General features: G+C 66.7%; 17 protein-coding genes, 1 tRNA gene and 1 pseudogene. 12 read left to right on the plus strand and 7 right to left on the minus strand.

The features are described from left to right. Position 1: 1 nt before the first annotated feature. Positions 2–1,276: pseudogene (locus QQL87_RS09270) on the minus strand (ubiquinone biosynthesis hydroxylase); the annotation flags it as partial. Between the two features lie 101 nt (positions 1,277–1,377). Between QQL87_RS09270 and tesB the strand changes: the two are divergent. Then, positions 1,378–2,253, plus strand: coding sequence for an acyl-CoA thioesterase II (gene tesB, locus QQL87_RS09275; RefSeq protein WP_284417129.1), 876 nt, complete (start codon positions 1,378–1,380; stop codon positions 2,251–2,253). Between the two features lie 5 nt (positions 2,254–2,258). Here tesB and QQL87_RS09280 read toward each other — a convergent pair whose 3' ends face one another. Next, positions 2,259–3,134 carry a DUF4339 domain-containing protein gene (locus tag QQL87_RS09280; protein ID WP_284417130.1) on the minus strand — a complete coding sequence of 292 codons (876 nt, stop codon included), beginning with the start codon at positions 3,132–3,134 and terminating at the stop codon, positions 2,259–2,261. 206 nt (positions 3,135–3,340) lie between these two features. On the opposite strand from QQL87_RS09280, the gene QQL87_RS09285 reads away from it, so the two are divergent. The 4 genes from QQL87_RS09285 to QQL87_RS09300 all read left to right on the plus strand — a co-directional run bounded on the left by QQL87_RS09285 (position 3,341) and on the right by QQL87_RS09300 (position 7,290). Beyond that, the gene (locus QQL87_RS09285) at positions 3,341–3,679 is read left to right on the plus strand and encodes a P-II family nitrogen regulator (RefSeq protein WP_284417131.1); all 339 of its coding nucleotides are present in this window, start codon (positions 3,341–3,343) and stop codon (positions 3,677–3,679) included. 84 nt (positions 3,680–3,763) lie between these two features. Further along, a complete protein-coding gene (locus tag QQL87_RS09290; RefSeq protein WP_284417132.1) occupies positions 3,764–5,074 on the plus strand; it encodes an ammonium transporter in 1,311 nt (436 codons plus the stop codon). 335 nt (positions 5,075–5,409) lie between these two features. Continuing rightward, complete coding sequence (locus tag QQL87_RS09295; protein ID WP_284417133.1) at positions 5,410–5,748, plus strand: P-II family nitrogen regulator; 339 nt, start codon at positions 5,410–5,412, stop codon at positions 5,746–5,748. 39 nt (positions 5,749–5,787) lie between these two features. Beyond that, positions 5,788–7,290 (plus strand): ammonium transporter, encoded by a 1,503-nt coding sequence (locus tag QQL87_RS09300; protein WP_284417135.1) that lies wholly within the window; start codon positions 5,788–5,790, stop codon positions 7,288–7,290. Positions 7,291–8,285: 995 nt separating this feature from the next. Here QQL87_RS09300 and QQL87_RS09305 read toward each other — a convergent pair. The 5 genes from QQL87_RS09305 to tsaD all read right to left on the minus strand — a co-directional run bounded on the left by QQL87_RS09305 (position 8,286) and on the right by tsaD (position 12,681). Beyond that, positions 8,286–8,501 (minus strand): dodecin family protein, encoded by a 216-nt coding sequence (locus tag QQL87_RS09305; RefSeq protein WP_231317808.1) that lies wholly within the window; start codon positions 8,499–8,501, stop codon positions 8,286–8,288. A gap of 169 nt (positions 8,502–8,670) precedes the next feature. After that, positions 8,671–9,084, minus strand: coding sequence for an EVE domain-containing protein (locus tag QQL87_RS09310; protein WP_284417137.1), 414 nt, complete (start codon positions 9,082–9,084; stop codon positions 8,671–8,673). A 132-nt stretch (positions 9,085–9,216) separates the two neighbouring features. Beyond that, a complete protein-coding gene (locus QQL87_RS09315; RefSeq protein ID WP_284417138.1) occupies positions 9,217–10,323 on the minus strand; it encodes an alpha/beta hydrolase in 1,107 nt (368 codons plus the stop codon). Between the two features lie 94 nt (positions 10,324–10,417). Further along, positions 10,418–11,398, minus strand: coding sequence for an NAD(P)H-dependent glycerol-3-phosphate dehydrogenase (locus QQL87_RS09320; RefSeq protein WP_284417139.1), 981 nt, complete (start codon positions 11,396–11,398; stop codon positions 10,418–10,420). Between the two features lie 215 nt (positions 11,399–11,613). Next, positions 11,614–12,681, minus strand: a complete 1,068-nt coding sequence (tsaD, locus tag QQL87_RS09325) for a tRNA (adenosine(37)-N6)-threonylcarbamoyltransferase complex transferase subunit TsaD (protein ID WP_284417244.1) — start codon at positions 12,679–12,681, stop codon at positions 11,614–11,616. 140 nt (positions 12,682–12,821) lie between these two features. Between tsaD and QQL87_RS09330 the strand changes: the two genes are divergently transcribed. From QQL87_RS09330 to QQL87_RS09360, 7 genes are all read left to right on the plus strand, one after another. After that, positions 12,822–13,550: a uroporphyrinogen-III synthase gene (locus QQL87_RS09330; protein WP_284417140.1), complete on the plus strand. Its 729-nt coding sequence runs from the start codon at positions 12,822–12,824 to the stop codon at positions 13,548–13,550. A gap of 50 nt (positions 13,551–13,600) precedes the next feature. Further along, positions 13,601–14,902: a COG4223 family protein gene (locus QQL87_RS09335; RefSeq protein ID WP_284417141.1), complete on the plus strand. Its 1,302-nt coding sequence runs from the start codon at positions 13,601–13,603 to the stop codon at positions 14,900–14,902. A gap of 17 nt (positions 14,903–14,919) precedes the next feature. Then, complete coding sequence (locus QQL87_RS09340) at positions 14,920–16,836, plus strand: heme biosynthesis HemY N-terminal domain-containing protein (RefSeq protein WP_284417142.1); 1,917 nt, start codon at positions 14,920–14,922, stop codon at positions 16,834–16,836. Between the two features lie 168 nt (positions 16,837–17,004). Then, positions 17,005–17,080: transfer RNA gene (locus tag QQL87_RS09345), tRNA-Thr, on the plus strand. Positions 17,081–18,251: 1,171 nt separating this feature from the next. After that, positions 18,252–18,869: a phage tail protein gene (locus tag QQL87_RS09350; RefSeq protein WP_284417143.1), complete on the plus strand. Its 618-nt coding sequence runs from the start codon at positions 18,252–18,254 to the stop codon at positions 18,867–18,869. Positions 18,870–19,744: 875 nt separating this feature from the next. Then, positions 19,745–22,357, plus strand: coding sequence for a bifunctional diguanylate cyclase/phosphodiesterase (locus QQL87_RS09355; RefSeq protein ID WP_284417144.1), 2,613 nt, complete (start codon positions 19,745–19,747; stop codon positions 22,355–22,357). Between the two features lie 60 nt (positions 22,358–22,417). Then, positions 22,418–23,338: an amino acid ABC transporter substrate-binding protein gene (locus QQL87_RS09360; RefSeq protein WP_284417145.1), complete on the plus strand. Its 921-nt coding sequence runs from the start codon at positions 22,418–22,420 to the stop codon at positions 23,336–23,338. Positions 23,339–23,554: the final 216 nt, after the last annotated feature.

Genomic DNA, 23,554 nt, shown 5'->3' on the forward strand with positions numbered 1-23,554 from the left:
GCTACAGCGCCTCGCCCTTGAGCAGCCGCGGCATCTCGCCTGTGAGGCCCGCGGCCTGCTTGATGAACAGCTCCTTCAAGGGCGGCGCGCGATCGACGAGGCCGAGGCCGATGTCGCGCACGGTCCGCAGCAGGGGCGACTTGTTCGAGAACAGGAAATTCAGCGAGTTGGTGGCAACGCCCATCGCCATCGTGTCGAACCGCCGCCAGCGCTGATAGCTCTCGAGCACGTCGACCTGGCCCGGATCGATTCCCATCCGGGCCGCGTCGACCACCACCTGGGCCAGCGCCGCGACATCCTTCAGCCCCATGTTGAGTCCCTGCCCCGCAATCGGATGGATCACATGCGCGGCGTCGCCGACCAGCGCCAGCCGCGGCGCGATGAACGAGCGCGCGACGAAATAGGACAGCGGAAACGCCCTGGGCTGGTCGAGCACTTTCAGCTCGCCGAGATGCAGGCCGGCGCGCGTCTCCAGCTCGGCGAGGAATTCGTCCGGACTGAGCGCCACCAGCCGCTGCGCTTCCTTGCGCCGCTCGGTCCACACCAGCGACGACCGCTTGCCGGTCAGCGGCAGGATCGCGAACGGACCGGGGGGCAGGAAATGCTCCTCGGCGCGGCCGCCATGGTCGCGCTCGTGACCGACGGTCACCACGATGCCGGACTGGTCGTAATCCCAGCCATGGGTCTGGATGCCGGCCCGCTCGCGCAGCTTCGAGCGCGCCCCATCGGCCGCGACCAGCAGGCTCGCTTCGCATTGGCTGCCATCGCCGAGCGTCACCACGACGCTGTCGCCGCGCGTCGCAAAGCCGGTCACCGCGGTCGCCTTGAGCTCGACGCCGGCGGCCTCGGCATGCCGCACCAGCGCGTCGATCAGCAGCCGGTTCTCGACCATGTGCGCGAACGGCTCACCCGCCTCGACCTGGCCGGCGAATGTCAGAAAGGTCGGCCGCGTCGCATCCTCGATCTTGGAATCGGTGATGACCATGTCGAGGATCGGCTGCGCCTCCGGCGCGACGTCGGTCCAGACGCCGATCGTGTCGAACAGCTTGCGGCAGGCGGCGACGATGGCGCTCGCACGGGGATCACGGCTCGGCCGATTGGCCAGCGCCGGATCGGCCACGATCACCGGGACGTCGGGACCGAGCCCTTGCCGCAGCGCCAGGGCCAGCGCCAGGCCGGCGAAGGCCCCGCCACAAATGACAATGCTTCGCTGTGTCGTCATGCCACTCTGCTCACGGTTACTCTTGCGGGTCGAGTATAGCTGGGCGAAACAGGAGCGTGAAACAAGGTCTGCCCTCCAAGACCGTCATTTCCGGATGCCTGATCCGGCCGGAACGGGACCGGAGCGGACTTCCGAGCCAGCGAAAGCACGACGCCATGTCCAAGGGACTGATCGACCTGATCTCGATCCTCGACCTCGAGCCCATCGAGGTGAACCTGTTCCGCGGCAACAGCCCGAAGACCAGCTGGCAGCGCGTGTTCGGCGGCCAGGTGATCGGCCAGGCTATGATGGCGGCCTGCCGCACCGTCGAGGGCCGGCGGCCGCACTCGCTGCATTGCTATTTCATCCTGCCCGGCGATCCGCAGGTGCCGATCATCTACCAGGTCGAGCGTCTGCGCGACGGCAAGAGCTATGCGACCCGGCGCGTCACCGCGATCCAGCACGGCAACGCGATCTTCTCCATCATGGTATCGTTCCACAGCGACGAGGAGAGCGCGTTCAACCATCAGGACAAGATGCCTGACGTGCCGCCGCCGGAGAAGCTGACCGCGGAGGAGATCTCCAAGCAGCCGATGTTTCAGGAGGTCTTCCAGCGGATGCCGGATTTCATCCGCCGCTATTACGAATCCGACCGGCCGATCGAGCTGCGCCCGGTCGAGCTCAGCCGCTATTTCGGCCAGAAGATCGATGACGGGCGCATTCACGTCTGGATCAGGACGGCGGCGAAGCTGCCGGACGATCCGGCGCTGCATTTGTGCGCATTAGCCTACGCGTCGGATTTCTCGCTGCTCGATGCGGTCATGGCCCGCTACGGCCGCACGCTGTTCGACAAGCGCATGATGCCGGCCTCGCTCGACCACGCGATGTGGTTTCACCGGCCGTTCCGCGCCGATGAATGGCTGCTTTATGCGCAGGATTCGCCGAGCGCGCAGGGCGGCCGCGGGCTGACCCGCGGCTCGATCTTCAAGCCCGACGGCACGCTGGTCGCCTCGGTCGCCCAGGAGGGCTCGATCCGCGAGCGCCGGGCGTAGCCGCGTCAGACCGGCTGCGATCCGCGCGGCACCAGCGCGAATTGCGAGACGTACCAGGCGCTGTACCAGCGCAGCAGCCACGGGATCGGAATGATCACCGAGCAGCCGAGCACGAACACAAGGGTGCGCCACAGCACCTGCAGGCCGGTGCCGTTGAACACCACTTCGCGCCGCGTGCCCTGGATGTTGCGGCAGATCCAGCGCATCCAGGCGGTCGCCACCCAGGCCCAGCCGATGATGGTGACGCCCGACACGATCAGCAGCAGGTACCAGCCGAAATAGACGATGGGGCTGCCTTCGAAACGGATCGGCAGCGGCTCGCCATTGGATGCGATCCGGCTCATCACCCAGCGCATGATCATCCAGCCCAGGAAAGCCTGAGCAATGATGGCGGCGAGCTTGATGATCGCCTGGTCGCTCATGCCGACATAGGTCAGCACGCCCATGCCGACGAAGACGTACCAGATGTCCAGCGGCTGGCCGATGAAGCTGAGGTTGGGCCGGCCGGGCACCCTGATCCGCTCGATCACGTAGCGGTAGAGATAGACAGCGGTCCACGGCGCGATCACGATCAGGAACTGGCCGAGGACATAAAGCAGAGTCCAGCCGAGATAGGACCAGGTGTCGAGCTTGGCCGAGAGCGGTCCGGTAGCGGCCGAGCCGCCGCCGTCGAACGCGGGCGGGCCGCCGGGGGAGATGCTCGGCACGCCGGACATCAGCCCAGGAATGCGTCCGGCCTTCTCCCAGCCGGCCATGCCGTCGCTCCACAGCAGCGTCTCCGCGGAGACCACGCCCCTGGCAATCAGGTCGCGCAGATCGTCTTCCGACACGGGCCCCTGTTGCTGACCTTGGGCTGCGTAATACCAGGAACGAATCGACATGGGATGTCCTTGAATGAAGGAGGCAGGAAAACGTCTTCCATCTGTCGGGCGATGTCGCGTTGCGTTCAGTGATATCGGTCACTCCGTGACGTTTTCGCTTAACGCTGCGCTGATTTTGTGCCATTTGCCTATGAACAGGCCAAAACGGCCGCCCGCTGCCTGCCTCTCAAACAGGCTGCCCGATCCGAGGAAACCAAGGCGCCCCCATGAAGCTCGTCGTCGCGATTATCAAACCCTTCAAGCTCGACGAGGTGCGCCAGGCCCTCACCGCGATTGGCGTCCACGGCATGACCGTGACCGAGGTCAAGGGCTACGGCCGCCAGAAGGGCCACACCGAGATCTATCGGGGCGCGGAATACATCGTGAACTTCCTGCCCAAGCTGCGCATCGAGATCGCGGTCAATTCCGACATCGCCGACAAGGCGGTCGAGGTGATCACGACCAACGCCCGCACCGGCCAGATCGGCGACGGCAAGATCTTCGTGACGCCGATCGATCACGCCCGCCGCATCCGCACCGGCGAGACCGACAGCGACGCGCTGTAGACAAGAGCGATCGCCGGACGTCCGCCGCAACGGCGCGGCCGGACCAAAATTCCTGATCTGAACTGACATGCCGGGGGGACTGTCATGGGGACCTGCGCGTCTCGTTGCCTGCGCACGTCTGCAGCTTTGGCTGCAGCGGGCGTCATTGCCTTCATCACACCAGCAGCAGCCGCAGCACCGTCCACGATCGAACCGGCCGACACCGCCTGGATGATCGTCGCGACCGCGCTGGTGCTGATGATGACCATCCCGGGCCTGGCGCTGTTCTACTCGGGCATGGTGCGCAAGAAGAACGTGCTGGCGACGATGGCGCAGAGCCTCGCCGCCGTCATGCTGATCTCGATCCTGTGGGTCGCGTTCGGCTATTCGCTGGCCTTCGTCGGCGACGGCAGCTGGATCGGCACGCTCGATCGCGCCTTCCTGGCCGGGATGGGCATGGACAGCGTGCACCCCGGCGCCAAGACCATCCCCGAAGCGCTGTTCATGCTGTACCAGATGACGTTCGCGATCATCACGGTGGCGCTGGTGGCGGGCTCGGTGGCCGACCGGATGCGGTTCTCGGCCTATCTCGTGTTCAGCGTCGCATGGTTCGTCTTCGTCTATGTGCCGCTGGCGCATTGGATCTGGGGCGGCGGCTTCCTCGCCCAGGCCGGCGTGGTCGACTTCGCCGGCGGTCTCGTGGTGCATCTCTCCGCCGGCACCGGCGGGCTGGTCGCGGCGCTGGTGATGGGACGCCGCCAGGGCTATGGCAGCGAGAACCTCTCCCCCTTCGACCTGTCGCTCGCCGTGGTCGGCACCGGCCTGCTCTGGGTCGGCTGGTTCGGCTTCAATGGCGGCTCGGCGCTGGGTGCCAACGCCCATGCCGTGATGGCGATCCTGACCACCCATCTTGCAGCCTGCGCCGGCGCGATCACCTGGGGCGCGCTGGAATGGTCGACGCGCCGCAAGCCGTCGGTGCTCGGCATGATCTCCGGCGCGGTCGCCGGCCTCGGCACCATCACGCCGGCCTCGGGCTTCGTCGCGCCCTGGCACGGCCTCGTGATCGGGGCGCTGGCCGGCATCATCTGCTACTGGGCCTGCACCTCGCTGAAGCACCGCTTCAATTACGACGACTCGCTCGACGTGTTCGGCGTCCACGGCATCGGCGGCCTCACCGGCACGATCCTGGCCGGGGTCTTCGCCACCGCGGCGATCGGCCGCACCGCCGGGCTGATCGAGGGCAACCCGAAGCAGCTCGCGGCCCAGCTCTACGGGGTCGCCGTCACCCTGGTCTGGTCCGGCGGCGTAACCTGGGCCCTTCTGAAGCTCGTCAGCGCCTTCGTGCCGCTGCGGGTCTCCCGCGAGCACGAGCTGGAGGGGCTCGACATCTCCCAGCACGGCGAGGCGCTGCAATAGCTGCGGTATTTGACGCCAATTGACCTGTTCTGAGTCGCCGGATTCTGCCCGCGGCGTGAGCAGCATTGTGTTCTGAGCCTGACATGCGCAAGTTTTGCGCATACCTGCCCATTTCGTGGGCGCGACGGAATGGCGCAGGCGGGGCCTCCCCCCCTCAAGCCTGAAAAGGTCAGCGTTCACGGCTCGTTAGCCCTGACCAGCCGTCTGGCACGGCATTTGATTCTAGCCCCTCGGCTGTGCCCGCGTCGTGAAGCTCTCTCCGCGTGGTGAACCTCAGTCGACAAGTAGCGCTCGGTAACTACCGTCCGTGCCGGGCCCAAGCGGGGATAGGACCCATGAAAATTGTTATGGCGATCATTAAGCCATTCAAGCTCGAAGAAGTCCGGGACGCCCTGACCGCCATCGGCGTTCATGGTCTCACGGTCACCGAAGTAAAGGGATACGGCCGCCAGAAAGGCCACACGGAGATCTACCGCGGCGCCGAATATGCGGTGAGCTTCCTGCCCAAGATCAAGATCGAGGTCGCGATCCCCTCGGACCAGGTGGACAAGACCATCGACGCCATCAGCACGGCCGCCAAGACCGGCCAGATCGGCGACGGCAAGATCTTCGTCATCAGCCTCGACCACGCCGTGCGCATCCGCACCGGCGAAGCGGACGCTGCGGCCCTTTGATTTCGCGCTCAAACCAGAACACTTACGGAGTAGAATAAAATGACGTTCAAGCGTCCAACCAGCGCGGGATGGGTCACGCTCGCTATTGCAGGGCTCTGCATCGCAGGCCTCGCCGATGTGGCGTTCGCTGAAGACGCGCCTGCCGCCGCTGCTGCAGCCGCCCCCGTTCCCAACAAGGGCGACACCGCCTGGATGCTCGTGTCCAGCGCGCTCGTTCTGATGATGTCCGTCCCCGGCCTCGCGCTGTTCTATGGCGGCCTCGTCCGCACCAAGAACATGGCCTCGGTCCTGACCCAGGTGTTCGCGATCGTCGCCATGGTCGGCGTGGTCTGGACGCTCTACGGCTACTCGCTCGCCTTCACCGACGGCGGCAGCATGACCTCGTGGATCGGCGGCTTCTCCAAGGCCTTCCTGCACGGCGTCGACGCCAACTCGGTCGCAGCCACCTTCTCCAACGGCGTCGTGATCCCGGAACTCTCCTACTTCGTGTTCCAGATGACCTTCGCGATGATCACCCCGGCCCTGATCGTCGGCGCCTTCGCCGAGCGCATCAAGTTCTCGGCGGTGATGCTGTTCGTGCTGCTCTGGGTCACCTTCATCTACTTCCCGATCGCGCACTGGGTCTGGTACATCGCAGCTCCGGATGACGTCGCTGCCGCCGCCAAGGCTCTCGCTGCCGCTGGTGACGCTGCCGCCAAGACCGCCGCTCAGGCCAAGCTCGACGAAGTCACCGGTGCGGTCGGCTGGCTCGCCGGCGCTGGCGCCCTCGATTTCGCGGGCGGCACGGTGGTGCACATCAATGCCGGTATCGCGGGCCTCGTCGGCGCCGTCCTGATCGGCAAGCGCACCGGCTACGGCAAGGAGCTGATGGCCCCGCACTCGCTGACCATGACCATGATCGGCGCCTCGCTGCTGTGGGTCGGCTGGTTCGGCTTCAATGCCGGTTCGAACCTGGAATCGAACGGCGTCACCGCGCTGGCCTTCGTCAACACGATGGTCGCCACCGCCGGTGCGGCGCTGTCCTGGCTGCTCTGCGAATGGGCCGTCAAGGGCAAGCCCTCGCTGCTCGGCATCTGCTCGGGTGCGGTCGCCGGTCTCGTCGCCGTCACCCCGGCCTCCGGCCTCGCCGGCCCGATCGGCGCGCTGGTCCTCGGCCTGATCGTCTCGCCGGTCTGCCTGTTCTTCGTCTCCACCGTGAAGAACGCGCTGGGCTATGACGACGCGCTCGACGTGTTCGGCGTGCACTGCATCGGCGGCATCATCGGCGCTCTCGCCACCGGCATCCTGGTCAACCCGGCCCTCGGCGGCGTCGGCATCACCGACTACACCAACATCACCGGCAACAACGCCGGCACCTACGACTTCGCCACGCAGATGCTGGCGCAGGTCAAGGCTGTCGTCGCCACGCTGGTGTGGTCGGGTGTCGGCTCGGCGATCCTCTACAAGGTCGTCGACGTGGTCATCGGCCTGCGCCCGACCGTCGAGCAGGAGCGCGAGGGTCTGGACATCACCGACCACGGCGAGCGCGCCTACAACTACTGAGTTCTCCCGGGAGCAAGTCCCACGGGACTTGGTCCACAACTTCGGTTCGGGCAAATACCCGGCAATGCCCTGACCGTTGAGGGGCTCCAGCGCAAGCTGGGGCCCCTTTCTTTTTGGGATGGTCGTGAGAGCCGCGCTGCAGCCTGACAACCGGTGTCGTCCCAGCGAACGCCGGGACCCATACCGCGTGATGTTGGAAACAGGCACGCTGAGAGTCCCGCGCAAGACAACTGAACCCTGTGATTATGGATCCCGGATCTGCGCGCTTCGCGCTTGTCCGGGACGACAGCGGAGGTTGGCGCATCTGGGTTGCCTCCAAGAAGCAGCTCGAAGGCACGTGACCTCGTCCTCGCGACACGATGCGCCCGAGCTGTGCTGAAATTCACCGCCCTCCTCGAACAGAGGGCGCGGGGAAGGCCGGGCGCTGGCCGCGCCCGTGGCCCGCCTGCGAAAGAAAATGCAGGCGGCAGGTACCACAGGTCTGGCCGGACACGCCCAGCCCTCCCCGCGCAACGGTTTTAACGGCTGCTTCGCGTTCTCCCTGGTGCGCCGGCTTGCTGGCCACCATCCCCACGCGAAGCGAAAGCTTCGTCGTGAGTTGATATCAGCGTCGGGATATCAGGACCGCGCGACTTGACCGTGCGTGCATCGCCGTTCGTCCGCGCAAAGTAGCTCACGCTGCGTCGACACACGCCCATCGCATCCCACTGCCAACGATCCGTGACGGTCGCGAAACGCCCCTCATGCGGCAGCAGGGACGCGCGGAAATGTGCAGGCGATTTGCCCGACGGCGCAAGCCGCACAGGCTGCGACAAACTAACACGACGGGCAATTTGCGCATGGCACGCATTCGACAAGGGAAGATCTTCAAGTCCGAACAAACGATCACAGAGATCGGCAGCGGACGACGGGTCCGCTGCTGACATCATCTCGGTACGCAACAAAGCTTTCGACGCCACTTCAGCACTCCGGCCGCAAGGTGACGGCAGGTGAACTCACGAGCCTTCGAACTTGAAGGACACGTTGATCTTGGCACGGTAGGCTTCTACTTTTCCCTTGGGGTCGAGTTGCATGTCGAGCTTGACGACCTCTGCGACGCGCAAGTCTCGGAGTGACTTTGCGGCCTGCTCGACCGCGTTGGCGGCCGCCCTTTCCCAGGATTCACTGCTGGTACCGATCAGTTCAATGGTCTTGTAGACGCTCTCGGACATGTCGTCCTCCTGTTCGGTAGGAAACAGGGAGCAGGTGCTCCCTGCCGCAGGGGAACGTAGCATCATGGCGCGGCGCCTGAAAGGACGCAGCCTGCTCACGACGGCCGCAGGTCCGGCGCTACCACGCATGGCGCTAACGCCCTGCGCGTCTCACAAGCGCTTGGGGCGCCTATAACCCGCCCATCTTGCAGACCAGCTTCCATTCTTCCGGCGTCACCGGCTGCACCGACAGCCGCGACTGCTTGACCAGCGCCATCTCGGCGAGCTTCGGCTCGGCCTTGATGGCCACGAGCGTCACCGAGGTCTTGAAGGCCTTGTGCGCCTTGATGTCGACGCAGACGAATTTTTCGGTTTTGTCGGTCGGGTCGGGATAGGCCTCCTTGATGATCTCGGCGATGCCGACGATCTCCTTGCCCTCGTTGGAATGGTAGTAAAAGGCGAGCTCGCCCTTCTTCATCGCCACCAGATTCTGCCGCGCCGTGTAGTTGCGCACGCCGGTCCAGGCTTCGCCCTTGGCGCCCTTCGCCACCTGCTGGTCCCAGGACCACACCGAGGGTTCGGATTTCACCAGCCAGTAGCTCATGGACGCAGCTTCCTTCGCGATGCCGCGGACGTGTCGTCCACGGACCTTGCTTCGTTTCGATGGGCGGATGAAAGAAGACGTGAATGGCCGGGTCAAGCCCGGCCATGACGAATCCTGTTATGATGAAGGACGCTACTCCTCGAGATATCTGTCGAAGAACCTGGCGATGTCGGTGAAGGCCTCCTTCGTCTCCGGCGCATTGACGTTGAACTGATATTGCGCGTGCGACTGGCCCTCATAGACGTTGAGGTCGGCGATCACGCCGGCGCGGCGCAGCTTGCGATGCGTCCGCACGGTGTTGCTCAGGAACAGGTCGCGGGTGCCGGAGGTCAGGATCGTCGGCGGGAAACCCTTGAAGTCGCCATAGATCGGCGAGATCTGCGGGTCCTTCAGGCTGGTGCCGTTGGCATAGAGCTTGGCGGCGCGGCCGAGCCAGCCATCCCAGGTCACCAGCACGTTGTCGAGCCACTCATTGCCCGCGTAGCTGTCGCCGATCTTGTCGATGTCGGCCCATGGCGTGCCTGGGGCGATCGCCGCCGGCTTCGGCAGCTTCTCGGCCTTGGCGCGCAGCACCATGGCGAGCGTCATCGCGCCGCCGGTCGAGGTGCCGAAGATCGCCATGCGGCGGTGATCGTTGCTCTTGACCAGCTCCTTCCACACCGCGATCGCATCGTCCATCGCCGCCGGATACGGGAAGTCCGGCGGCATGCGGTAGTCGACCGAGATCACCTTGAAGCCGCCGAAGCCGGCCATCAGGATCGCCTCCGGCAGCGCCGCCTCGCCGGGGCCGAACACGTAGCCGCCGCCATGGACGTGGACCAGCAGCCGGCGGCGATTGTCGGCCGGGATCTTGTTCGGCGTGACGATGAAGCAGTGGACGCCGGCGATCCTGGTCTCCTCGACCTTGACGCCGAGCTTCTCCTTCAGCGCGGGAAGGCCTGATATCGCCAGCTTGGCACGACGGTCGATCAGCTCCTTCCATTCCGCCGGCGTCTTCGGATCGGCGTTGAAATGCGGCGGATAGGGCGCGCCGATCATCGCCTGCATTTCCGGGCTGACCTCGTCGGCCGGATTGCGGATCGACTTGACCGGCGCGACCCGCTTGCCGTTCTCGGAATTGGCGGCGGCTTCGCTCTTGGCGAGTTCGTCATAGCTGGACGTGCTCTGGGCGTGCGACGTGGCCGTGGCGGCCAGCAAGACAAGGCTCGCCGACACCAACGCTAGGTGCGATCTGCGCATGGGGTTTCCTCGGGCGGATTGTTCTTCGTTGATCGACCGGACTTCACCGGATCACGCCCAGGCTAATACAGCGTATGGGTGCCGTGAAGGCCGCCTACTCCTCCGCCTTGAACGGGCGCAGCATCAGCGCCTCGATCGCGGCGTCGATCGTCACTGCGCCCGAGAGGATCGCGGCGACCGCCTGCGCCACCGGCATCTCGACGCCGCGCGACGTGGCGAGCTCGACGAGCACTGGCGCCGTATATTGGCCTTCCGCGAGCTTGCCCGCCGGCAACAGCTCACCGCGGCCGAGCGCCAGGCCGGCGGCGAAGTTGCGCGACTGCGGACCGGCGCAGGACAGGATCAGATCGCCAAGGCCGGACAGGCCGGTCAGCGTTTCGCCCCGGGCGCCGAAGGCGCGGCCGAGCCGCACCAGCTCGGCGAAGCCGCGCGTGGTGAGCGCCGCCAGCGCCGAGGCGCCGAGATTGCGGCCGGCAACGATGCCCGCCGCGATCGCCAGCACGTTCTTCGCAGCGCCGCCGATCTCGACGCCACGCACGTCGGTCGAATGATAAGGCCGGAAGGTCGCCGAGCCCAACGCCCGCACCAGTGCTGCGGCGAGCGGCTCGTCCGGCGCGGCGAGCGTCACCGCCGTGGGCAGGCCGCGCGCGACATCATCGGCAAAGCTCGGGCCGGACAGGATCGCAGGCATCGCATGCGGCGCGGCTTCGGCGATCACCTCGGTCATGAACTTATGGGTGCCGTGCTCGATCCCCTTGGCGCAGGCGACGACGGGCGTGCCGTGCCTGAGCGGCGGCGCCAGATGCATCACCGCGCCACGCAGATGCTGCGCGGGGACGACGACCAGCACCGCATCGGCGCAGGCGGCCTCTGCGAGGTCGGCGGTGACGGCGATGCTGTCGGCGAGCGGAATACCCGGAAGGCGCGGGTTCTCACGCGCGGCGGCGATGCGCGCCGCATGGTCGGCATCGCGCGCGTAGAGCGTAACGTCGCGGCCGGCGCGCGCAGCCACGGCCGCGAGCGCGGTACCCCACGCCCCGGCGCCGATGATCGAGATCGTTTGGAAGCGAGTCATTTGCCGCGAACGCCGCTGCGCTCCCTCCCCCCTTGCGGGGGAGGGTTGGGGAGGGGGGTGCCCCGAGCGATGATCTTTGTGGGGCTACCCCCACCCCCGACCCCTCCCCGCAAGGGGGAGGGGGGCGCACCGCGGGTGCGGCAGCAGCTTGCCGCATCACACCCGAGGGCCATCCGCCCGCGTCGTGCGGAATGACAGAGCAATTCCATCACTGCTCAAAACCCCGCGCGCGTGTTCGCGAACTTGCCGGGCACGTTCGCATTGGCATCGAGCAGCCAGCGCGCCCGAGGCGCGGCGTCCATGCCGTCGACCATTCCGAGCGCGAGCCGCTCAAGACCGGCCCAGGCGATCATCGCGCCGTTGTCGGTGCACAGCGCCGGCGGCGGCATGATCAGCTGCGTGCCGGCATTCTGCGCGACATCATCGAGCGCGGCGCGAATCGCCTGGTTGGCGGCAACGCCACCGGCGGCGACCAAAGCGGTCGGGGCGCCGAAGCGCTGCTTGAACAGGTCGAGGCCGACGCGCAGGCGGTCGGCGGTCGACTCGAGCACCGCGGCCTGGAAGCTGGCGCAGAGGTCCGCAATGTCCTGCTCGCTCAGCTGGCCGAGCCGGCCGATCTCGTTGCGCACGGCGGTCTTCAAACCGGACAGCGAGAAATTGGCATCGCTGCGGCCCTGCATCGGGCGCGGGAACGCGTATCGCGCGGCGTTGCCGTTGCGCGCGGCCTGCTCGACTTGAGGTCCGCCCGGATAGGGCAGGCCGAGCATCTTGGCGACCTTGTCGAACGCCTCGCCCATGGCGTCGTCGACCGTGGTGCCGAGCCTGATGTAGTCGCCGACGCCGGCGACGGCGACGATCTGGGTGTGACCGCCGGAGGCCAGGAACAGGCAGTAGGGAAAGTCGATGGCGTCGGTGAGCCGCGGCGTCAGCGCATGCGCCTCGAGATGATTGACCGCGATCAGCGGCGTATCGTGCACCATTGCGATCGCCTTGGCCGTGGTGAGGCCGACGATGACGCCGCCAATCAGGCCGGGGCCGGCGGCCGCGGCGACGCCTGACAGCGCGGCATAGTCGATGCCGGCTTCGCGCATCGCCGCATCGATGAGATGATCGAGCATGTCGACATGGGCGCGCGCGGCGATCTCGGGAACCACGCCGCCATAGATGGCATGCTCGTCGGTCTGCGAGCGCACGACGTTGGACAGGATCCGGCCCTTGCCGTCCGAATCACGGGCAACCACGGCCGCGGCGGTCTCGTCGCAGGTGGTCTCGATGCCGAGCACAAGCGTTGTCGAATCGTTACCCAATCTCAACCCTTTTGGTCATTATGAGTGCGCAGAACCGCCTAACACCACGAGGTCGCCAGGTGCAATCAACAGTCCGTTGCAACCCGGCCGATCCGTATTCGACGGGAGCATAGCACATGGCCGTGCTGGTGACCCGTCCCGCCCCCGACAATGAGCGCACTGCCACGGCGTTGCGCGCGCGCGGCTTCGACGTGCTGCTGGCGCCGATGCTGCGCTTCGAGCCGGTCGCGCTGCCAGCGGACATTGGCCACGACGTTGCAGCGGTCATCGTCACGTCGTCGAATGCGCTGCGCGCCATCGCCCCCCAGTTGAAAGGGTCCGCACTGCTCGGCCTGCCGCTGTTCGCCGTCGGCGACCAGACCGCGGCTGCGGCGCGCGACGCCGGCTTCAGGCAGGTGGTGTCTGCCGCAGGCGATGCAACAGCGCTGCGCAACCTGATCGCCAACAGCGCCGTGATCGACGCCAAGGCCACTCTGCTCTATCTCGCCGGCGCCGACATTTCGCGCGATCTGGCCTCCGAGCTCACCGCGCGCGGGTTCGACGTAATCACCCAGACGGTCTATCGCATGGCGCCGGTCGCGGCGCTGCCGCGCGCCATTTGCGAGGCGTTTGCGGCCAATCGGATCCAGGCGGTGCTGCATTATTCGCGGCGAAGTGCCGCGGCCTTCGTGGCGGCGATCCAGGCCGATGGTGTCGAAATCTCGGCGCTGGCGGTGCCGCATGGCTGCCTGTCGGCCAATGTTGCCGAGGTGCTGCGCGAGGCCGGCGCGACGCAGGTCACAATCGCGGCGCATCCGGATGAAAACGACATGCTGGAAGGGCTGGCTCGTGCGTTGCGGACGTGAATGGCGTAAGACGGCCTGCCCAATCTTTCCTCAGCCAGGGACCCTCCACCATGGTCGATGAACCCGACACCGCTGCACCGGCCTCCGATACCGGGCGGCCGAAACGGCCGCCGCCGACCATCGATCTGGAGCCGACCTCGCGCGAGGAGCGCCCGTCCGCCAGCGAGAGCGCTGCGGAGCGTCCGACGGCCTCGCCCTGGTCGGCGCCGGCCACGGCGATGGCCGAAGGATCGTCCGAGACCGCCGGCGAATCGCATCCCCATGCTGCGCCCGGCGCCGAGCCGGCGCCGGCGGCCGGCCTGAGCCCCGAGGAGACCGTCGCCGCGGCTGAGCCGCCGCGCGCCGATCCGCCACCGCCGCTGCCCCGCCCGGTCTCGCCCTGGATCATCGCGCCGTTCTCCGGCGCGGCCGCCGCGGCGCTGGTGATCGGCGTCGGCTGGATGCTGGGCTGGCCGCCCGTGCAGCCGCCATCGGCCGTTTCGCCCGAGACCGCCGCGCTGGAGGCCCTGACCACCCGCGTCGCCGGACTGGAGCAGCGCATCGGCAAGCCCGATGCGGCCGTCACCGGCCGCATCGACGCGGTCGACAAGGCGATCGCCGCCGTGCGCGGCGATGTCGCCGCCTTGCGCAGCCAGACAGACAAGACCGTGGCTGCGCTGAACGACATCCGGGCCCAGCCGCGCGACGGTTCGGCTCCGGCGGTCGTGCCGGCGCCGGTCGATCTGTCCGGCGTGACCGCACGCATCGATGCGCTGGAGCGCGCGAGCCGCAGCCAGAGCGCGGCGCTGGCGCAGGAGAGCGCCAAGATCTCCGAGGCGGCCAAGCCGGCCGACGATTCGGCGCTGCGCCGGGTGATCGCCGCCGCGCTGCTCGATGTCGCGGTCCGCCATGGCGATCCGTATGGCGCGGCGCTGGCGACCGCGAAATCGCTGGCACCGGATGCAGCCACGCTGAAGCCGCTGGACCCCTTTGCCACGAGCGGCGTGCCGAGCGCGGCCGCGCTCAGCCGCGATCTCCTGACCATCGTGCCGAAGCTGACGCCGCCGGCGGCCGAGGGCACCACGGGGACCTCGATCGTCGACAAGCTCTCCGCCGGCGCCGCCCGCCTGGTCAAGGTCGAGCGCACCGATGGCGCCGGCACCGACCGTGGCGCCGTGGTGGCGCGCGTCACCGCCGCCGCGCTGCGCAACGATTTCAGCGAGGCGAGGCGCGAGCTGAAGGGCCTTTCGGCCGAGGATCGCGCCCCCGCCAACGACTGGCTCGCCAAAGCCGATGCCCGTGACGCCGCGCTGTCGGCCGCCCGCAAATTCGCCGACGACGCGATGACCGCGCTCGCCAAACCCGCGCAATAGGACGCCCAAGGACGCACATGTTCCGGATCGTCATTTTCCTCGTCCTGGTCGGCCTCGCCGCCGCGGGTGCCGCCTGGGTCGCCGAGCAGACCGGCGACGTCGTCTTGAACTGGGGCCCGTGGCGGATCGCCATGACCTTGCCGGTGTTCGTGCTGGCGCTCGGCCTGGCCATCGCGGCCTGCGTGCTGGTGTGGAACCTGATCAGCGCGCTGCTGCGCGCCCCCGGCCGCATCCGCAAGGGTCACCGCGAGCGCCGGCATCGGCGCGGGCGCCACGCCATCACCCACGGCCTGCTGGCCATCGGCCACGGCGATTCGACCGCGGCACGCCAGCATGCCGACACCGCAAAGCGGCTGGCGGGCGACGATCCGCTGACGCTGCTGCTGCACGCGCAGGCCGCGCAGCTCGAAGGCGATCGCGACGGCGCGCGGCGCGCGTTCCGCGCCATGGCCGAGCGCCACGACACCCGCCTGCTCGGCCTGCGCGGCCTGTTCATCGAGGCGCAGCGCGCCGACGACGCGATGGCCGCTGTCGTCATCGCCGACGAGGCGCTCAAGCTCGCGCCCAACGCGACCTGGGCCTCCCATGCCGTGCTCGGCTTCCGCTGCGCCCAGGCCGACTGGAACGGGGCGCTGGCGATCCTCGACGGCAACTACACCGCCGGCATGATCGACAAACCGGCCTACCGCCGCCAGCGCGGCGTGCTGCTGACCGCGCGCGCGCTCGCGCTGGAGACCGAGAACCGCGACCTCGCCCGCTCCAGCGCGATGGAGGCGGTGAAGCTGGCGCCGACGCTGGTGCCGGCCGCGGTGCTGGCCGCGAAGTTCGAGAGCGAGGCGCACCAGGTGCGGCGCGCCATGAAGATCATCGAGGCCGCCTGGGCATCCTGCCCGCATCCGGACCTCGCCGACGCCTATGCCCATGTCCGGCTCGGCGATTCGGCGGTTCAGCGGCTGTCGCGGATCGAGAACTTGGCCGCGCGCACGCCCGATCACGTCGAGGGCGCACTCGCGGTGGCCCGCGCGGCGATCGACGCCGCCGAATTCCCACGCGCCCGCGCGGCGCTGGCGCCGTTCACGGACGATCCGACCCAGCGCGTGGCGATGCTGATGGCCGAATTGGAGCGCACCGAGCATGGCGATGCCGGCAAGGCGCGCGAGTGGACCTTGCGCGCGGTGCGCGCCCGCCACGACCCGGCCTGGACCGCGGACGGCTATGTCAGCGACCACTGGCGGCCGATCTCGCCGGTCACCGGCCGGCTCGATGCCTTCCAGTGGCAGACCCCGGTGGCGAGCCTGCCCTCGGAGCGCAACAGCGTGATCGACAGCTCGGAATTCGCCGAGGCCGTGCTGGCCCCGCCGAGCCGCCCGGCGATTCCGGAAGGCCTCGCCGAGCCGCCCCGCGGCACGGCAATGGCGCCGGTGGTGATCGCGCCGACCACCCTGCAGGACAACGAGCCGCCGCGCCCCACCGAGACCGCGACCCCCGAGCCCACGGCCGAAAAGCCTGTAGAGGAGGCCGTGGAGAAGCCTGTCGACAAGCCGGTGGATATCCCTGTTGAAAAGCCTGAGGACAGGCCTGTGGAGGCCGCGGTGCAAATCCCCGGTCCGGGGATCGCCGAGCCGGCGCCTCCGCTGCAGGCCGCTGCGCCCAGCGAGCCCGAGCCGGAGCCGAACGAGGAGGCCGAGACGCCGGCCGAACCTGCTAAGCCGGTCGAAACCGCGGCCGCCGCGCCGACGCCGCTGTTCCGCAACCGCAGCGACCTGACCAAGCCGCCGGAGACCCCGATCCAGGCGATCGTCCCGATCATGCGGCCACCGGACGATCCCGGTGTCGACGACGACGACCAGCAACGCGACGAGTTCGCCGAGCAGATCGCGCCCAAGGTCCAGGCCGGCGGCTGGCGCGGATTCTGGTCGCGATTCGGCGGCTGAGGCCCGCCCACGGGGCAGGCGGACGCCGCCTGCCCGGCTCGCCGGGTCACACCGGCTCGATTCCGGGGCGCGGCAGCGCGCGTGGTCCTTGCCAACCGCGCGTCCGCCCGATATCAGGAGCGCGTTCGCGTGGTCCGGCCTCGTACCGGGCACGCGCTGCTTTGGTTCGCCGCAATAGCTCAGCTGGTAGAGCACGTCATTCGTAATGACGGGGTCGGGGGTTCGAGTCCCTCTTGCGGCACCACGCTTCGCCCTTCGGGCTACGCGTGGCGCAGCCGCGCCGTAGGCCGTAGGCCGTAGGCCGAAGGGCGAAGGGCGAAGCGTGCCCGGCGAAGCTTCTTAGCGAAGCCGGGCGTTTGAGCCCCCAAGTCTCGCTTGAGCCAGGCTCTTTGATCCATTCCACCCTGTCAAACAGCCTACCGCGCGTCGCAGCCTTGCTCACAGCCATGCCGCCGCGATCCCGCGGCCATTTCGGCCCGAGCTGTGCTGCCATTGGCGTCCTCGTCAATTGAGAGGGCGCAGGGAAGGCCGAGTGCCGACTGGCACCCGCGGCCCCCGTGCGAAAGAAGTGCACGGGGAAGGAACCACAGGCTCAGCCGGAAACAACCCGGCCTTCCCTGCGCAATGGTTTGAACGGCTGCTCCGTGCTCTCCCAGGGGACCGGGCTTGCTTGCCCCCGTCATCGGCAATCGTCGCCAATCAAGACACCAGCGTCGGGGTGTCGGGACCACACGGCTTGACCGTCCGCGAAGGCGACGTTCGTCCGCACCTCCATCGAGATGCTGCGTCGCCCCGCGGCCACCGCTCCCCGCCGCAACGTCCCGTGACGATCGCGATGCGCCCCTCTCAGTGCGGGCGGGATGGCCGGATCAAACCACTGATTTGGGGACCCTGTCAACAAAATTTCTGGTATTCGGAATTCGCGACCGGGGCCGCTCCCCTGCCGCTTCACGCCGCCTATGGTCCCGTGCCAGCCGCGATGAGAGGCAAAACCGGCTCCCGAGAAATTCCACCTGCCCCTCGTCGAGGCGGAAAGAAAAAAGCAGCGTCACGTAACTCCATGGGAGCCCACTCACTTTTGTTCGGGGCGCGCCGGATCGCGTTGAAGGGAGCTGATCCAAGGCAGATCACCATTTTTCGGTTGGGCAATCTCGATCTAGAGCGCGGCCCGCTATGCATGACGCTGACGGCTCGGCCGCGCGCTTTCGGCGACAGCTCCTTGTCAATGGATCGCCTGGATGTCCAGGTTGATAGGGTCGATGCGGCCCGACAACATGCCTTACCTTTCGGCATTGATGTTGGCGCGCAATCAACCCTCGCGCGGGTCGAACGATTTGTCAGAGTTCACGCAGATCGAATAGATTGCACAGAATGGGAGTACCGACTGAGAGTGATCCCAATTCGGGGAGGACGCCATGGCAGAGCCCATAGGATCAATCATTGCATATGGTGGTGAGATCACTCCGGCTCCCTCCTACACTCAACCTCCAACTCCTGGAGATTGGGAGGACGTGAATGGCTGGTTGCTTTGCAACGGTCGGCAGTTCGACGCGGCGGGCGCATTCGCAGCTCTATTTGAAGCTGTCCAGTATCGATGGGGCGGCGATACGAAGACGAGGAGGTTCAACATACCAGATTTGCGTGGATACTTTCTTCGTGGCGTGGACCCGACTGAACAGGTCGATAAGGAGGCACGTCACCGGTTCTCCGCCGGCATGCGAACGCGGCAAGGAGGGGTCGGTTCATACCAAGATTATGCCACGGCCCTTCCGAAGCAACGGGAGGAATTTCAGGCTCGAGATGAGCGCTTCGTAACCGATTTAGCAGGACGACATGATCATAAGCTGTTCCTTGAGCTCGATGCAGCGCGCGACGTGAACGGGCAAAACAACACGGTGGCCTATCCTGGAGCTGCGACAGATCTCCCTGTTGTCAGCACGGTCGATGATCATGTCCATCACATCGTAGATGGCGGCAATGTCGAGACGCGTCCCGTCAACGCATACGTCCACTGGATCATCCGCTACAAATGAACTGAGCGGTCTCCAGACGGCGAAGGAGGTCATTCCTCTGAACTTAAGACCGATGTTCCCATGGAAGATCGTGAACTACATTGACAGTGCACCAAACTTCTATTCGCCGCCTATTTTGTGCACAAGAATTGGCCTGCAACCTGTTCACAGTTTTGGGGGCACAGATGCGAGGGTGCGCCTAGGCGTCGGCGATTTGATTTCCTCCCGTATCCGTGGTCAGGACCCGCGATCGAACCGGGAGGTGCCGCGAGGGCCGGCTAAGTTCGAGGTGAAACCGCGCGTCATGTCTCATGCAGACGCAGCGTGTCGCTTCGATTACGGGGACGGTGCACTAAACTAATACAGGGCATGGCTCGATTCCCCTCTTGCGGCACCAGCAGATCTCCTGAGATCCTCGACCGGCATTGGCCTTCGGATGCAATCGTCGGGCCGGCATCACGCAGCGCCTGCGTCGTTGCACACGCTCGCGGAATCAGAATCCTTCAGCACGGCAACATCACCCAGGCCTCGGCTCACGGTCCGTGCCGTCTCATGGCTTGCGTCAGATCGGAAAACCCCAGGGAGTTGGGTCCGCGCACAGGCTTTGCGCAAGGCCCCGTAGAACTACTGAGAAAATCTGCGCCGCGTTGCCTGTTTTCCGGCATTGCGCGCCGTGACGTAAGGCGCACGTAACCGTAATCGGCATTCCGGTTGCGGCAAGGGGCGGCCTTTAACACTACCCCAACAGCGAGGCTCAAGGATTTCCCGGAAGATCGGTCGTTCTGGGAATCATGCTGCTGTCCGCTCGGGCATTCAGGGGTTTGTCGACGAGGTTCGCGCGAGGGGCTCAACCGCCTCCGATCCGCCGGACCAGCTCGTCGCGTCCCGTCGTCGTCATGATGCGATGCGGCGCGTTCCTGATCGCGCTCGTCGTTTGCACCGTCGCCCTCATCCTGTCCCACCTGCGCGATCACGCGATCGAGGAGAGCAAGCGGCAGCTCTTGTCGACCGCCACCGTGCTGGCCAAGCAGGCGGCGCGTGACTTCGATGCGGTCAACCTGATCGAGGCGAGCCTGATCGAGCACATGCAGACGCTCGCGGTGGTGTCCGACGAAGTCTACGGGCGCGCCATGGCGGGCCGCGATATCCATCTCATGCTGCAGGACCGGATCAGCGGCTTCCCGCATATCGAGGCGGTGATGCTGGTCGGTGCCGACGGCAGGGTGATCAATTCGTCCGTGGCGTGGCCGACGCCGCCGCTCAACGTCGCGGATCGCGAGTATTTCCAGGCGCTCAAGACCGAGCCGGCCCTGAGCTCGAAGCTCGGCCGGCCGGAGAAGGGCCGACGGGTCGGAGCCTCGACGATCCCCCTCGCCCGGAAGCTGATGGGATCCGACGGCGAATTCCTGGGTCTCGTGGTCGGCACGATCGAGTCCGAGTATTTCGAGGGGCTCTACCGGACGCTGCTCCGGGGCCCCGATGAATCGATCGCGCTGCTGCGGCAGGACGGCGTGATGCTCGCGAGCCATCCGCATGTCGATGCGCCGACCGACGGCTCCCTGTCCGGAGCAAAGCTCGCCGAGATCACGCGATCCGGCGCCGGCGTGGTCCGATGGCTCGACGCCGTCGACGGCTCCGACCGGCTGATCGCGGCAGCGCGCCTTGCCGGCTTCCCCCTCCATTTGACCACCAGCACGACGGTCTCCGCCGCGCTCGCCGGCTGGTCGACGGAGGCCTTGCGCCTGATCGGCCTCACCATCGTGCTCGTCGTCGGCATCGGCGGCACCGGGGTCGTCGTCGTGCAATATTTCCGCAAGCAGAGCATTCAGCTCGACGCGACGCTGAACAATCAGTCGCAGGGCGTGTGCATGTACGACGCCCATCAACGCCTGATCGTGTGCAACGACCGCTACGCGGAGATGTTCAACCTGCCAGCCAGGTTCACAAGACCTGGGACGACGCTGCGACAGATCCTCGACCATCAGATTTCGCAGGGCCTCCCGCTCGACAACGGCTCCGACGGCTATGTCGGCGGGCTGATGACCATGGTCACGGCCGACAAGCCGGCGAGCATCGTGGTGGAGCTGTCCGATGGGCGGGCCATGGTGGTCGTCTTCCGGCCGGTCCCGGGCGGCGGCTTCGTGATGACGGCAGAGGACGTCACCGAGCAGAAGCGCACGGAGAAGCGGATCGCTCACATTGCGCATCACGATGCGCTGACCGGCCTGCACAACCGCGCGTCCTTCTCCGACTATCTCGCGACGACGGTCGACGCGGCGGTCCGCGCCGGCGGCGCGTTCGCGATTCTCTGCCTCGATCTCGATCGCTTCAAGGAGATCAACGACCTGCATGGTCACCTCGTCGGCGACGAACTGCTGCGCGAGGCGGCACGGCGTCTGCAGGAGGTTGCGACGGGCGCCTTTCTGGCGCGGGTCGGCGGCGACGAATTCATCGTGGTTCTGCTCGGCGAGGCGCAGGCGGCGGCGGCCGGCGAACTGGCGGAGCGGCTGCGGAGCGCTCTCGTCGGCGACATCGAGATTGCCGGACGGCAGATGCGGATCGGCTTGAGCATCGGAATTGCGCGCGCGCCGGCCGACGGAAACGACCCGACCACGCTGCTGGCCAACGCCGACATCGCCCTCTACCGCGCCAAGGCCGAGGGGCGCAACGCGATCCGCTTCTTCGAACCGGAGATGGCGGCGCAGTTGCGCGACCGCCGCGAGTTGCAGCACGATCTGCAGTCGGCCGTGGGCAATGGCGAGCTGCGGCTCGATTTCCAGCCGCTGATACGCGTCGGCGGCGACATCGTCGGCTTCGAGGCGCTGGTCCGCTGGCAGCACCCGCGCCGCGGCCTGGTGGCGCCCGGCGCCTTCATTCCGCTGGCCGAGGAGAGCGGACTGATCGTCGCCATGGGCGAATGGATCCTGCGTGCGGCGTGCCGCGAGGCCGCCTCCTGGTCGAACGAATTGAAGATCTCGGTCAATCTGTCGCCGGTGCAATGCCGCAACGACGACATCGTGCGGCTCGTCCACGAGGTCCTGATCGACAGCGGATTGCGCCCGGGACGGCTCGAGCTCGAAATCACCGAGGGCGTGCTGATCGACGATTTCTCCGGCGCCGTCTCCATCCTGCGCCGGCTCAAGGCGCTCGGAGTGCGCATCGCGCTCGACGATTTCGGCACCGGCTACTCATCGATGTCCTATCTGCAGGCGTTCCCCTTCGACATGATCAAGATCGACCGCAGCTTCATTTCCAACCTCGACCGCGCGCAATCGAAGGCGATCCTGAGCGGCATCATCGGCCTGGCGCGCGGGCTCGAGCTTCCGGTCACCGCGGAAGGTGTGGAGACGCAGGCGCAGCTCGACGTTCTCGCCGGCGCAGGCTGCGATTTCGCCCAGGGTTTCCTGATCGGAAGGCCGGCTTCGATGCAGCACTACGCGCAGGTCGTGGAGCCGGCGGCCCGCCCCGATGGCGGCGCGCATCGGTGGAGCTATGCGTCAACGGCCTGAGCGGAGACATCATCGATCGCTCCGAACCTGACTGGTCGATTCTGAATGAGGAGCTGCAACATGCACGTCAAGATCATCCTGGCCGCAGCCGCGTTGAGCGTCGTGAGCCAGGCGGCGGTCGCCGAGGAGCTGACCGGCACGCTGGAAAAAATAAGGAGCACCGGCACCATCACGCTGGGGCACCGGGAATCATCGACCCCGTTCTCCTACTACGCCGATAACGAGAAGGTCATAGGCTATGCCATGGACCTCTGCTACCTGGCCGTCGACGCGGTGAAGGAGCGGCTCGGCCTGCCGAAGCTCGACGTCAAGCTCGTGCCCGTCACCCCTTCGGGCCGGATCCAGTCGGTCCTGAGCGGGGCCATCGATCTCGAATGCGGAACGACCACCAACAACATCGAGCGGCAAAAGGTGGTGACGTTCTCGACGACCTACTATGTCGCCGCGAATCGCTTCGCGGCCAAGGCGGCGGCCAAGCTGCGGACGCTGGACGACCTCAAGGGCAGGGTCGCCGTATCCACCATCGGCTCCACCAATATCAAGCAGCTCAGTGAGCTCAACGCGCGCCGCCAGCTCAATCTCACCATTCTGGCCGCCAAGGACAACGGCGAGGCGTTCCGGATGCTGGAATCCGATCGCGCCGACGCCTTCGTGATGGATGATATCCTGCTCTATAGCCGGATCGCCGAGTCGGGGACGCCCGGCGACTACACCGTGTCGGAGGAGGCGTTGTCGATCGAGCCTTACGGCATCATGATGCGCCGCGACGATCCGGCCTTCAAGAAGGTCGTCGATGATGCGATGGCGATCGTCTATCGCAGCGGCGAAATCCGGCAGATCTATGCCAAGTGGTTCCTGGCTCCGATTCCGCCGAAGAGTGTCAATCTCAACGTCCCGATGAGCCCGCCCCTCAGGCAGGCGGTCGAACGTCTGATCGATAGCGGCGATCCCGAAGCGTATCGCGTCGAAGGTACACATTGAGCGCGCCAGCACGATCCGGCGCGGGTCCCCACTACCCGTCAGTCGGCGCAGCGCGCCACCAGCCTCGCTCCGCGCTCCCGTAATCGCACGGTGTCCTGGGTTAAGAACCGGTTAACCTCGTCGCCCCATCGTCACGCGCGAACTGCCGGCGCTTGCATGCGAAGGCAGCAGGCGGCGATTTGGGCGTGAGTCCGCTCCTGTTCGAATCACCGCCGT

Source organism: Bradyrhizobium sp. SSBR45G (assembly GCF_030159255.1).
Lineage (GTDB): Bacteria > Pseudomonadota > Alphaproteobacteria > Rhizobiales > Xanthobacteraceae > Bradyrhizobium.

Excerpts from the sequence above, each read along its gene's own strand:
- tesB (WP_284417129.1), top strand. The coding sequence starts at position 1,378 with ATGTCCAAGGGACTGATCGACCTGATCTCGATCCTCGACCTCGAGCCC.
- QQL87_RS09280 (WP_284417130.1), bottom strand. The coding sequence starts at position 3,134 with ATGTCGATTCGTTCCTGGTATTACGCAGCCCAAGGTCAGCAACAGGGG.
- QQL87_RS09285 (WP_284417131.1), top strand. The coding sequence starts at position 3,341 with ATGAAGCTCGTCGTCGCGATTATCAAACCCTTCAAGCTCGACGAGGTG.
- QQL87_RS09290 (WP_284417132.1), top strand. The coding sequence starts at position 3,764 with ATGGGGACCTGCGCGTCTCGTTGCCTGCGCACGTCTGCAGCTTTGGCT.
- QQL87_RS09295 (WP_284417133.1), top strand. The coding sequence starts at position 5,410 with ATGAAAATTGTTATGGCGATCATTAAGCCATTCAAGCTCGAAGAAGTC.
- QQL87_RS09300 (WP_284417135.1), top strand. The coding sequence starts at position 5,788 with ATGACGTTCAAGCGTCCAACCAGCGCGGGATGGGTCACGCTCGCTATT.
- QQL87_RS09305 (WP_231317808.1), bottom strand. The coding sequence starts at position 8,501 with ATGTCCGAGAGCGTCTACAAGACCATTGAACTGATCGGTACCAGCAGT.
- QQL87_RS09310 (WP_284417137.1), bottom strand. The coding sequence starts at position 9,084 with ATGAGCTACTGGCTGGTGAAATCCGAACCCTCGGTGTGGTCCTGGGAC.
- QQL87_RS09315 (WP_284417138.1), bottom strand. The coding sequence starts at position 10,323 with ATGCGCAGATCGCACCTAGCGTTGGTGTCGGCGAGCCTTGTCTTGCTG.
- QQL87_RS09320 (WP_284417139.1), bottom strand. The coding sequence starts at position 11,398 with ATGACTCGCTTCCAAACGATCTCGATCATCGGCGCCGGGGCGTGGGGT.
- QQL87_RS09330 (WP_284417140.1), top strand. The coding sequence starts at position 12,822 with ATGGCCGTGCTGGTGACCCGTCCCGCCCCCGACAATGAGCGCACTGCC.
- QQL87_RS09335 (WP_284417141.1), top strand. The coding sequence starts at position 13,601 with ATGGTCGATGAACCCGACACCGCTGCACCGGCCTCCGATACCGGGCGG.
- QQL87_RS09340 (WP_284417142.1), top strand. The coding sequence starts at position 14,920 with ATGTTCCGGATCGTCATTTTCCTCGTCCTGGTCGGCCTCGCCGCCGCG.
- QQL87_RS09350 (WP_284417143.1), top strand. The coding sequence starts at position 18,252 with ATGGCAGAGCCCATAGGATCAATCATTGCATATGGTGGTGAGATCACT.
- QQL87_RS09355 (WP_284417144.1), top strand. The coding sequence starts at position 19,745 with ATGATGCGATGCGGCGCGTTCCTGATCGCGCTCGTCGTTTGCACCGTC.
- QQL87_RS09360 (WP_284417145.1), top strand. The coding sequence starts at position 22,418 with ATGCACGTCAAGATCATCCTGGCCGCAGCCGCGTTGAGCGTCGTGAGC.